The 10,656-nt window shown below is 66.6% G+C and carries 11 protein-coding genes and 1 pseudogene; 3 read left to right on the top strand and 9 right to left on the bottom strand.

The window, feature by feature from the left end; translation table 11 throughout:
- Nucleotides 1-1,391 precede the first annotated feature (1,391 nt).
- Entirely contained in the window at nucleotides 1,392-2,075 is a 684-nt protein-coding gene (locus ABZ434_RS35520) for an NAD(P)-binding domain-containing protein (RefSeq protein WP_359146061.1), read from the bottom strand.
- A gap of 72 nt (nucleotides 2,076-2,147) precedes the next feature.
- On the opposite strand from ABZ434_RS35520, the gene ABZ434_RS35515 reads away from it, so the two are divergent.
- Both ABZ434_RS35515 and ABZ434_RS35510 read left to right on the top strand, forming a co-directional pair.
- Nucleotides 2,148-2,516 carry a helix-turn-helix domain-containing protein gene (locus ABZ434_RS35515; protein WP_359146055.1) on the top strand — a complete coding sequence of 123 codons (369 nt, stop codon included), beginning with the start codon at nucleotides 2,148-2,150 and terminating at the stop codon, nucleotides 2,514-2,516.
- Nucleotides 2,513-2,698, top strand: a complete 186-nt coding sequence (locus ABZ434_RS35510; protein ID WP_359146052.1) for a hypothetical protein — start codon at nucleotides 2,513-2,515, stop codon at nucleotides 2,696-2,698. Before ABZ434_RS35515 ends, ABZ434_RS35510 begins: the two co-directional genes overlap by 4 nt.
- Before the next feature lie 90 nt (nucleotides 2,699-2,788).
- On the opposite strand, the gene ABZ434_RS35505 is transcribed toward ABZ434_RS35510, so the two are convergent.
- The 3 genes from ABZ434_RS35505 to ABZ434_RS35495 form a co-directional block, all read right to left on the bottom strand.
- Nucleotides 2,789-3,112 carry a hypothetical protein gene (locus tag ABZ434_RS35505; RefSeq protein ID WP_359146049.1) on the bottom strand — a complete coding sequence of 108 codons (324 nt, stop codon included), beginning with the start codon at nucleotides 3,110-3,112 and terminating at the stop codon, nucleotides 2,789-2,791.
- A 226-nt stretch (nucleotides 3,113-3,338) separates the two neighbouring features.
- On the bottom strand, nucleotides 3,339-3,737 hold the full coding sequence (locus ABZ434_RS35500; RefSeq protein WP_359146046.1) for a squamosa promoter-binding protein 15: 399 nt from the start codon (nucleotides 3,735-3,737) through the stop codon (nucleotides 3,339-3,341).
- Nucleotides 3,738-3,754: 17 nt separating this feature from the next.
- On the bottom strand, nucleotides 3,755-5,101 hold the full coding sequence (locus tag ABZ434_RS35495) for an ISL3 family transposase (RefSeq protein ID WP_359146058.1): 1,347 nt from the start codon (nucleotides 5,099-5,101) through the stop codon (nucleotides 3,755-3,757).
- 415 nt (nucleotides 5,102-5,516) lie between these two features.
- Between ABZ434_RS35495 and ABZ434_RS35490 the strand changes: the two genes are divergently transcribed.
- Nucleotides 5,517-6,158: a hypothetical protein gene (locus tag ABZ434_RS35490; RefSeq protein WP_359146043.1), complete on the top strand. Its 642-nt coding sequence runs from the start codon at nucleotides 5,517-5,519 to the stop codon at nucleotides 6,156-6,158.
- Nucleotides 6,159-6,186: 28 nt separating this feature from the next.
- On the opposite strand, the gene ABZ434_RS35485 is transcribed toward ABZ434_RS35490, so the two are convergent.
- From ABZ434_RS35485 to ABZ434_RS35465, 5 genes and pseudogenes are all read right to left on the bottom strand, one after another.
- The gene (locus ABZ434_RS35485; protein WP_359146040.1) at nucleotides 6,187-7,269 is read right to left on the bottom strand and encodes a transposase; all 1,083 of its coding nucleotides are present in this window, start codon (nucleotides 7,267-7,269) and stop codon (nucleotides 6,187-6,189) included.
- 850 nt (nucleotides 7,270-8,119) lie between these two features.
- The gene (locus ABZ434_RS35480; protein WP_359146037.1) at nucleotides 8,120-8,716 is read right to left on the bottom strand and encodes a hypothetical protein; all 597 of its coding nucleotides are present in this window, start codon (nucleotides 8,714-8,716) and stop codon (nucleotides 8,120-8,122) included.
- Nucleotides 8,717-8,762: 46 nt separating this feature from the next.
- Nucleotides 8,763-8,849, bottom strand: a pseudogene (locus tag ABZ434_RS35475) (ATP-binding protein); the annotation flags it as partial.
- 295 nt (nucleotides 8,850-9,144) lie between these two features.
- Complete coding sequence (locus ABZ434_RS35470; protein ID WP_359146034.1) at nucleotides 9,145-9,585, bottom strand: hypothetical protein; 441 nt, start codon at nucleotides 9,583-9,585, stop codon at nucleotides 9,145-9,147.
- 469 nt (nucleotides 9,586-10,054) lie between these two features.
- Nucleotides 10,055-10,438, bottom strand: coding sequence for a hypothetical protein (locus ABZ434_RS35465; RefSeq protein ID WP_359146031.1), 384 nt, complete (start codon nucleotides 10,436-10,438; stop codon nucleotides 10,055-10,057).
- Between the last annotated feature and the right edge of the window lie 218 nt (nucleotides 10,439-10,656).

Raw genomic sequence — 10,656 nt, 5'->3', positions numbered from 1 at the left:
CGGGCTTTCCTCCGGGCGCTTCCCTTCGGTCTTGCGTTTCCGACTCTATCAGACTCTTTCGTGTCCGATTCCCGGTCGAAGCGGGTCTCGCATTTTCGCTTTCCAGTTCTTCGCTTTCGCGCTTTCCCTTTCCGGCGAGCTCAACTCTACCAGAGTCTTTCGGGCCTGATTCCCACCCCCACGGCAAACCTGACGCCCCATCAGTCGGGTGCCCCGCGTCTCGCGCTCGGCCCCCGCCGACGGTGCATCAGGCCGGGAGGGGCCCATGCTCGGGCACTCGCAGCGGTGGTTGGAGCAGTGACGTTTTCGCGGCCTGGTGAAGCCGGGGGCGATCAGTCTGACGGCGGTCGTCCATGCGGTCCCGGTCGGCGGAGAGAGCGATGACCGCACTCCGTGACGCACCACCTCGGTACCGGGCACGGAGCAGGGCCGGCAACTGCGGCCCTGTGCCGTGGGACGTGGGCCGCCCGGTGGCGGGACCGTCATGCCGGCAGCTGCCCCCGAGCTCCCGGCATGACTACACATGTTCGTGGCCATTTGGGATACCGGGGTTGTTCAGCGGTCGCTTCAGGGGACGCAGACTGAGGACGAGCTCGCGCACGTCTCCAGCGTTCGGTCTGCGGGACGCCGCCGCTGGGCTGCGTGCCCTCGATGAGGGGCACCACGCGTAGGCCCGGGTCGACGCCGCGTTGGAAGGACATCCGCGCCCGCAAGGGCGACCGCTGTGCTGTGCCTCATCCGAGGAGGCCCAGTGGGCGCCGCCCGAGGAAGCCGCACGGACGATCGCGTGTGCGCCGCAGATGCCGTACGCCTGGTGGACGCCCTGCCACCGATCGAGAGCGGCCGATCGGCGCACCGGCCCCACCCTCACCTACTGCCCCGACAGGCTCCCCGCTCGGCGCCGCGTTCAGGGAAGACCGAGAAGCGGCAACTGGACCACCGCCCCTCCCCACAGAGGGGCACTCCGCGCTCCCGGCCGTTTCTTCCACGCCCTACGAGAGCTCGCCCCAGGCCACGAGTGCAGAGCAACGTCGCGAGAGCCATGGCTCTACCGGCGTCCAGCTCGTCCGCACCGACCGCGGTAACCCCGAACTTCTGGTGGTCCATCTCGACAAGGCCGAGAACTCCAGAGTCGAGCTGACCAACCCACCCGGCGGGAACGAGCTGCCCAGGAAGGTCCTCATCCACGATTCCGTACTGACGCGGGCGAGCGTTCCCGTGCCAGCCGAAGGGCGGGATCGCGTAGTCCTGCAGATGGCCGCCAAGCGCGCGTGGCGGTACGAGGGCCTCGGCTGCTGTCGGGCGCCCCTCCTCCTCCGGTTCGAATGAGGCCGGCAGCCCCGGGGCCGTAGGACCTGAGAGCGGTGCACGGGCCGGAGCACCGGGAACGTCTAACGAGAATGCTTTGCCGCGACTTCCGGTCCGTCGGCTCTCGGTCCGGCGGCGTAGGCGAGCGGGGGTGCGATGGCTTGGGCATCGGCTCCCTCGCCGACCCATAGACCGATGAAGAGCGCGGCGGTCGCCTCGAGGAGTCCGGCTCGTTCGAGGCCGCCACCGGACACGGGTTCGCAGCCGGCATCCCGCACCAACTGGTGTACGAGAGCGAGAGCCGGTTCATCGTCTCCGCAGACCGGAACGGCCAACGGCCGCCCGTCGAAGACAGGCGGCGACATGCGCCACACGTCCTCATGGCAGAGATTGAACGCCTTGACCACGTGGGCTCCCGGTGCAGCCGCGGCCAGGCCCTGTGCAGCCGAGAGACCGCCCTGTGTCAGAGGCAGGAAGCCGGGCCCGACCGGATTGGAACAGTCGATCAGCGCTTTGCCTTCCAGGGCAGACCGGAGTTCCCGCGCCACGCCCGCCCCTGCCTCGAAGGGCAGGGCGGCCAGCACCACCTGACCGAACTCGGCCGCCGCACGCAGACTGGCCGGCCTCGCACTGCCCCCGAGACGCGTCGAGAGCCGCACCGCCTTGTGCGCGTCCCGTCCGCCGATGGCCACCTCGTGCCCGGCCCGCACCCAGTGAGCGGCGAGCGCGTCCGCCATGTTGCCCGTGCCCAGTACGCCGATCCTCAGCACTGTTACCTCCCAGGGCCTGTTTGGACTGTTCACACGACGCTAGAGGGCCTGTCGGGCACCATTTGGTACGTGACGACCGACGCCTTCCTCGCTGACTGCCGGGCCCGCCTGGCCTTCGACCTCCTGTCCAACACCTGGAACGCGGTCGTTCTCTGGGCACTGCGCGACGGCCCCCGACGCCCGTTCGAGTTGCGCGAGCAGATCGGGGGGATCAGCTCCAAAGTCCTCACCGAGACGCTGCGACGCTTGCAGTTCAACGGGCTCGTGGACCGGCAGTCGCACCCCGGAGCGCCACCACACGTCGAGTACCGGCTCACCTCCCTGGGCCGGACTTTGCTGGGACCCATCGATGCTGTCGGAGCATGGGCCTTCGAGCACGGCGATGAGGTCATGGCCGCCCAGGAGGCCGGATATGCCCCCCAGCCCTCCTCGGAGTGAACGCAGACGTGACCGGCCTCCACGCCAGGCACCCCCAGCCCTCGCGAAGAGACCGAGTCCCGTTCGTCGGCCTGCTCGCCGGCTTCGCCCTGACCGGCCGGGACCCTGCTGTCCCCTCACTCAGCGGCGACCCCACCTCCCGCGACGCGGTCACCAAGATCGTCGAGCGCTCGCCCCGGTAGAGGCCGTCCTCCGCTGAGCGGGGGCCCCTCCGCCTACCCATCGCGCCCCAAGCGGTCATGCACAACGCGGCACCTCAAGAGACCCTGGTCTTACAGGGGCGGCATGCGCCTGCTCCCAGTCGGCTCCGCGGTGTCTGCCACGGCTGCTGCGGTGAGGATGAGCCGTCCTTCAACTCCAACCTCGACATTGACCAGCTGCACGCTCCCGTCGTCAAAGCGCAGGGTGAAGAGCGGATCGAGCTGCAACAGGAAGTCGAAGCTCTCCCTGTCATCCCCGGCCGGAGCAGGTTCGAACGACGCCTCACACGCCCCGTCATCTCCGGCACAGACCCCGACCCCCACACGAAGCCTGCCCAGACACGTCGACCGATTGGCCCACCACTCAAGCGTCGCGGTGCCCTCGATGCTGTCCATAAGCCAAGTATGGCGTCGACGGCTCCGTGTCAGCGGTGCAGGAATGGACCACTTCGAGGGTCGCTCGTTCACCGGCTGGCTTTGTCCATGAGACCGGGTCTGGCACAACTTTCGTGACGTGGCCACTATCTGTTGCTGGTTCCGCATCTCGCTGTCGAAATCCGCGTTGCGGTATCGACTGGATGCCGGATCTGACGGGACCGGCAAAGTGGCAGGTCAGGGGACGTCACCCGTTCGGCCAAACCTCTTCTTCTCGACCTTCGGGCGCGATCTGCCGCAGCTTCGCGCCGTGGAACATCCACACACGGAAGTAGACCTGCTCCTGGTCCATCACGAACAGTTGGACGAACTCGGGGTGCTTCCAGACGATGCGCTCGACATGCGCCACCAGGCCGGTCAGGTCGGCATGGTTGAATGCTCCGGCATAGACGTCGCATTCCGGGTACTTGCCGCCACCCCAACGCGTGTCGCTGCCGGTGGTCTCGTTGAGCGAGCCGACCCAGCCGACAGCGCCGGGACCGAAGCCTCGCCGCAGGGCAGACGTCTGCAACCACTGGCTCAGCTCTTCGGTAGCCGGTCGATCATCCGGCTCGACGGAGATCATGACATTGGCGACGTGACTCATGCCAGAATTCAACACAATCACTTGTCGCCCTGCTGCTGAGTTCTCCCACAATGAAGCACATGGAAGATTCGATACGCATTCGCGGACGGCTCCGCACGAAAAATCACCCGGACTCTGCAAAGCAACAGGTCATGGCGCCGGAGACGGTGGCCTTGGCGCTCAGTGAGCATCTCGGCGAAGGGCCGGACGTGGCCGGTTAGGGCTTCAAGTTCAGGGCAGTTGGCCAGGACTTCCTTCAGTCGGATGTGTTCGGTGTCGGTGAGGGTCTCTGGTCGGCTGAGAATCCACCGGGTGACAGCGCGAGGTATGGGCGGCTGGGCGGTGACCGGGCGGGGTGAAGTGCGCTTCTTCCTGATGTAGGCGCTGACGATGCCGTAGCTGCCGGTGCAGCCGAGCGGGATGATCTCCTCCCACACCTTCCAGGCGTTCGTGCATCCCTCATCCCAGCGTTTGTCGAGGTAGGGCTTGTACTCGTCCACGGCCGTGGCTCGGTTGAACCGGTACTGGACGGTGAAAAGATCTTCCGGTCTGGCGGCGTCAGCCAGGCTCTTGACGGTTCGGTGTGTCATATGGAGCTGACGACCGATGGAACGGCGGCTGTGGCCTGCTTCCAGCATTGCGTGGACGGTGGCGTGGCTGGCCCAGATGCGGTTGGCGAACCGGTCACTCTTCCACGGCGAGGCCGCAGTCTCCCCGGACAGCGCAGGCTCGTGCGCGTCCGCCATCGCCTGCGCCTTCCCGACCGATCCGGGCAGTAGGACGCGCAGACACTGGCGGTGGCGGGCGACAGCACGCTCGGCAGCATCACCGAGGTTGTTCCATAAATGCCAGCGGTCAGCGACCTGGATGGCTTGTGGCGCCCCGGCCCTGACGCCTTCCGCGAAGAACGGCGCACGATCTCGGCAGACGACCTCGATCCCGGGATGGGCGGCGAGCCACCCGGCCACGCTGGACGCCTCCCGGTCGGGCAGCAGGTCCACCGGTCGTCGGGTCTCGACGTCGACCAGCACCGTGCCGTACACATGGCCCCTGCGGGTGGCGTACTCATCGACGCCGACCACCCGAGGAGACGGGATATCCGGCTCGGGCAGAGCATTGACCAGGCGCAGGACCGTGCTCCGGCTGACGGACATGCCCAGAATCGCGGAAAGTCGGACACCGGCCCGGCCGGCCAGGGCGAGACCTACCGAGGCGAGCGTGGCGCACAGCCGCTCGGTGCGTTGGCCGTGCTTGCGGGTAAAGCCGGGTATCTGCTCGACGAAGGTCCGGCGCGGACACACCCTGTCCAGACACCGGAAGCGTCGGACGCGCAGGCGGAGTACGACTCTTCGCCCACCACTCGGAACATCGGCGGGGAACCGCAGCTAGGAGCTGTGAACCCGAGCCGATCAGAAGCCGCACTGCGGGCAGACGGCGCCCCGCGAAGTACTGTGCGCGTCAACACGGACTATCGCGACATCGACGTCTACCGACAGCACCGCGCCATCCGCGATCGACGGGAACAACAGCTCCTGCAACCGGAGCACAACTTCTCTCACGGGCGAGACTGTCAGCCCCACCGCCACGACCATGATCTATTTTCAGTCTGCTTCTCGCGCCAACCGGCGGCCACCAACCGTCACTCAGAGTCGCCCTTGCCCGGAAGTTGAGTCAGAACCTTCTCAGGTTCTGGTCCAACTTCTGTGGAACCGTGACGCTCAGTGTTGGTGAACAGGTCTGTGATGGTGATGTGCCACCACGACCGACGGAGTGTCGGTGGGACAGTCGATAATGCCGGACATGGCAAATCGCAGTCCGGTGCTCCGCATCATCACCTCAGCCGCGCGAGACTCCCTGAAACCGCTCGGCCTGGCCCAGCGCGGACGGTCGCGACTGTGGATTGATGATCACGGATGGTGGCTCGGGGTTGTGGAGTTCACCCCACCGCGAATTGCCGGCAGCGGTCTGTACGTCGGTGCAATGTGGCTGTGGCACGACGTAGACCACCTGGCCTTCCACGTGGACGCAATCCGAGTGGGCTCCGAGCTGTTTCGCACCGAGGACCAGTTCACGCCGCTGGCACTCGAACTCAGTCGGCAGGCGGCCGCGAACGTGACAGCGCTGAGGGAGAAGTTCTCAGCTCTGCCGGGCGTCGCCCGATATCTGACGTCCAGGCCGGTGCGGCGGGGATTCCTCTGGGACAGCTTCGACTCTGGGATCGCAGCCGCTCTGGTTGGGGACCCGGACACGGCCCGCGATCACTTCGAACGAGTCCTCCGAGAGGACGCGCTGGCCCCGTGGATGGTCGAAGCCCAGAAGAAAGCGCGTGATCTTCACGCGATCGCGGCAGATCGCGACGCCGTGACCGCCTGGGTCACACAGGCCGTCGACTCCTGCCGGAGCAAGCTGGGCCTTGATCCCATGCCGTTTGCGATCAGCTGACGGATCCGCTCAGCGAGCGACAGAGCGGTCAGGCAAGGAGGACTCGCTTCCGCAGCAGGCCGAAGCCAGCCCGGCCGTACATCTGGCGCTTGATCATTTTGATCCGGTTGACGTGGCCTTCGACGATGCCGGAGTTCCAGGGCAGCGTGAGGCCGGCGGTGACGGCGGCAAGGTCCCGTTCGAGGCCGTTGACGAAGGTGTGGAGACTGGGCAGGTCGTCGGCCCGAACCGCCGCGATCCATTGCGGAAGTTGGTCGCCCTGGAGCTGGGTCAGCATCTTCCCGAAAGCGCGGACATGCCCGGTAAGAGCATCCAGTTCGGGGCAGTAGGCGAGGACGGATTTGAGCTTCAGGTACTCGCTCTCCGGCAGGGTGTCGGGGTGAGTCAGGATCCATCCGGTGACCGTGCGTGGGGACGGAGGGCGGGCTGCAGGTGCGGTCGGGGATGTGCGATACGGCTGGAGGTAGGCACGGACGGCTCCGTAGCCGCCGGTGTAGCCGTGCGTCTTGATCTCTTCCCAGAGGTTCCAGGCGTTCGTGCAGCCCTCTGCCCATCGCTCGTGCAGGTACGCCTTGAAGTCGTCGAGCTTGGTCTGGCGGTTCTGCCACTGCCCCTGGAAAAGGACTTCCGGCCTCGCGGCGTCGGCCAGCCGTTGGACGGTGGTGTAGGTCATGCCGAGCTGGCGCTGGACCGAGCGTCGGCTGTGGCCGGCGGCCAGCAGCGCGTGGACGGCGGCGTGTTTGGCGCGGGTACGGTCGGCGAACCGGTGCCCGGTGGGCCATGGCGACCCTTTCTCGGCCGGCGCCGGAGCCGGAACCTTCTCCGGCGCCGCCTCGGCGAAGGACGCGCGGAGGCACGAGCGGTGGCGGGAGACACACCGCTCGGCCGCTTCGCCAAGGTTGCGCCACAGGTGGAACCGGTCGGCGACCTGGACCGCGGTGGGCGCCCCGATGCTGGCGCCCTGGGCGAAGAATGGAGCGCGGTCGCGGCAGACGACCTCGATCCCCGGTCGCTCGGCCAGCCAGGCCGCGACAGTGCCCGCCTCTCGATCCGGCAGCAGGTCCACCCGGCCTGCGGGTCTCGACGTCGACCAGCACGGGCCCGTAGACACGGCCCCTGCGCATCGCGTACTCGTCGACGCCGACCACGCGCGGGACCTGTGCCTGGGGTTCCGGGAGGGCGTTGACCAGCCGCAGGACGGTATTCCGGCTGACCTTCGCCCCGAAGATGTCGGCCAGTCGGGCGCCGGCTCGGCCGGCCAACGCGAGGCCGATCTCGGCCAGCGCTGACCGCAGTCGTTCGGTTCGCTGGCTGTACCGCCGGGTCAGGCCCGCGACCTGCTCGACGAACGTCCGCCGCCCGCAGGAGAGGTCTTCGCACATGAAGCGCCGGACACGAAGACACAGCACCACCCGCCGTCCCACCACTGGGAGGTCAGCGGGGAACCGCAGGTGGGACCCATGCACCCGTCCCGACCAGTTCCCGCAGCCCGGGCACCGAGCCCCGGCCGTCCGACATCGGACACCGACTTGGACCACCTCTCCGTCGTCCTGCACCGACACCACCCTGATCTCCGAAGCCGGCTGGAAGAGCAGCTCTTCCAGCCGGAGCAGTACCTCGCGCACAGCCCAGAACCATCAGCCCGGACGAGGTCGGTACCGGCGGATTCCAGACGACCTCGCGGAACAGCTAGCAAGATCAACGGTCACAGGGAGTAGACACACCACAGAAGTTGGACCAGAACCCGTTCTCATGGACAAACCCAACCGGCTGGCACCGTCACGTCACCCTCGTCACCGCCGCCCATCTCTTCCTCACCGAGCAGCCGTCCTGCCCAAAAGCCCCTGCAAGGGCGTGACTCGCTACCAGGCCCTAGCCCTCCTCTAACATCTGTCAGCCACCTTGTCGGCGTACTCCTTTGTGCGCTCCACCGAGTACGGAGATGTGTGCACCGGTCGACGTCACCCCGTGGGCATGGCAGGGGCAGGAGGGCGAACCTCCAGGATGACTGCGGTGCCGGCGACGGTGCGGTCCTCGTGCATGGTGATCCGCTGGCCGTGCTCGACGTGCTTCCAGTGGGATGGGGTGAAGGGCACGAGGCGAACCGTCGCTCTCCCCCCGGGCTCCAGATAGGGCATGTCCTCAACCCAGAGCGCGGCGATGCTGACCGCCTGTCCACCGGTGGGTGAGAGGTTCCCGATGTCCCACATGGGCCGCAGAACACCGGGGCCGGCGATTGGCGTCGTGCGGCTCGCTTCGGCGGCCGGACGGAGCGTCAGATCCGCCCGGATCACGCCGTTGCGGATCTCCGAGCACCGCCAATGGCACCAAGCCGCGCTCCGCTCGAGCCGGAGCTGTTCAGCCGCGCTGCCGAGCTTCTCCCAGAATGTCAGAGGGAGTGGGTGCCCGTCCCCGAGTTCCTCCAGCAGGCCCAGGGCGATCTCCCACTCGTCGTGGACGAGGTAGTCCCAGATATCTCGCACCGTGATGTCGTTCGCCGTGGCGGTCTCTTCCGGGACCAGCAAGGAAGCCGATTCGAGCAGCTCAGGGACATCCATACGCTCATTGTCGACGACGTCGCTATCAGGCTGCGCTTTCCCTGTCCTACTCGATGGCAGCGAGCCGGTTCTTGAGCCTGTAGCTGGGGCCGTTGATGGCGATCACGTCGCAGTGGTGCAGGAGACGGCCGAGCCATGGTTCGCCTCGCGCCTCTGACTCCCGCCCGCTGGACGCACGTCCAGCCCGGCCGGCAGATCACCATGCACGAGGACCGCACCGTCGCCCGGCGCCGCTGTCATCTGAAGGTTCGCTCTCCTGCTACCGCCATGCCCACGCGATGACGTGACTGGCTCACAGGCTCCCTGCTGGTGCACATATCTCCGTACTTGGTGGAGCAACTCACAGGAGTACGCCGACACACCTGGAACGGCACCTGCCCCCTGCCCCACCTCGTGGCAGCCCTACGACCCCACCCGCCAAAGCCCTACTAGGAGGGACGGAGAACGGGATCGATCTCTGCCAGGCTTTCGTGCAGCCGACGGGCCCCCTGGACAACACGATCGTCGGTGTCGCCCGCCATCTCCTCGCTGAGCCGTAGAGCCTCGTCCAAGTCGTCCGAGAAGATGCTGAAGACATCGACGATCGCGGTGTGGATGTAATCGGCATGGTTGTCGTCGGCGACTGCCAGTGCGGACGCGACTATCGTCAGTCCGGCCCTGTCCTTTCGCCGCAGCAAGCCCTCCGCGGTCTGCCGGGTGACGAAGGTGTCACCAGGATCGAGCACAAGCCCCAGCAGTGGCTCCAGAGCCTCGGGCACCTCGGCGAACCGTGCAAGGCTGTCACCGGCATCCGCCCGGTCGCGCCAGTCATCGCTTCGCCCGAGTTCGCCAAGCGCTATGACGACCGCACGCCGCAGGTCACTGTCCATGGATCGGCCGCCCCTTCCCACCATGGGGTTCAGATATCACCGACATGCCCGACGCCATGATCGCCAGGACAGGCTTTAGACGTCCTCGTGTTCGCTGTTCATATCGGCCTCCGTCTCGTCGAGCTACATGTCTCGGCCACGGATCACCCATAGAAGCAAAACACACGGACCTGCTCGCTCCGGAGAACGTTCTGTCGGCCACGGACACCATCGTTGATGCTCTGTCCACACCGTTTACCGAGTACGCGAGGGGCCGCTGCGGCGGCGACCGCAACGCCGCCTGGGAGACTGCAGGGACGTCCACGCGGACAGTCCGGGCTGTGCGACGTCGAACTTGCCCCGCTATTACCGCAGTTGACTCGCAACACGGGCAACGGTGCCATCGCCTCTTTGAAACGACCAGGCCCACGATCGCTCTCTCGCACCGAGGCTTGTCGGCTCAACTGCCGTGTGGTCGAGGGCTCTCCGCTCACCTCATGAACGCAATCACCAGCGGGTCCGACTCCGGCGCAATGTAGTCGTATGTCGGGGAGTCGACGTGGCAATGATCGCTTGCATCCGCCTCGGAGGAGAAGTCCTCCAAGTTGTCGGCGAGGATGTCGAGAGCTTCCCGCCCTCCCTGAATCCTCAGGATCTGGTCTTCCGCGACGATCGAAGCGGTGCCGAGCTCCGGATCCTCCCGGAACGCGATCTCGGACAGCGGCCTCTCGTAGGGAAAAGGATGCCGGTTCTCCGAGAGATCACGACTTCCAGCCTTCCCCCGCAGCAGCTGCCCGAGCTCCAGGAGCCCTCGACGCGTCCCGGAGAGCTCGAGCTCTTTGGTCTCCCCGCTGTACAGAACCTGCAACGTCACATCTCCTCCGGTCTGACGATCGTCCTGCCGGTACCTCGACCTCAGCCCCACAACGGACAACGGCTACGGCAGATTCCACATGCGGTCTCAGACGGCCGGCCTGGCACAAGGGCTTGCGCCGACCGCCGGCGAACTGGTCCGGAACGCAGAAAAGCCCCGCGCCACAAGGGCACGGGGCTTTCTACAATGATTGTTCGGCGGCGTCCTACTCTCCCACA

Source organism: Streptomyces sp. NPDC005761, from assembly GCF_040630635.1.
GTDB lineage: Bacteria > Actinomycetota > Actinomycetes > Streptomycetales > Streptomycetaceae > Streptomyces.
Note: the sequence above shows the minus strand (reverse complement) of the source record. Positions and strands in the feature narration are given on the sequence as shown.

Coding starts and splice junctions, on each gene's coding strand:
- ABZ434_RS35505 (WP_359146049.1), bottom strand. CDS start 3,112: ATGGACAGCATCGAGGGCACCGCGACGCTTGAGTGGTGGGCCAATCGG.
- ABZ434_RS35500 (WP_359146046.1), bottom strand. CDS start 3,737: ATGAGTCACGTCGCCAATGTCATGATCTCCGTCGAGCCGGATGATCGA.
- ABZ434_RS35490 (WP_359146043.1), top strand. CDS start 5,517: ATGGCAAATCGCAGTCCGGTGCTCCGCATCATCACCTCAGCCGCGCGA.
- ABZ434_RS35480 (WP_359146037.1), bottom strand. CDS start 8,716: ATGGATGTCCCTGAGCTGCTCGAATCGGCTTCCTTGCTGGTCCCGGAA.
- ABZ434_RS35470 (WP_359146034.1), bottom strand. CDS start 9,585: ATGGACAGTGACCTGCGGCGTGCGGTCGTCATAGCGCTTGGCGAACTC.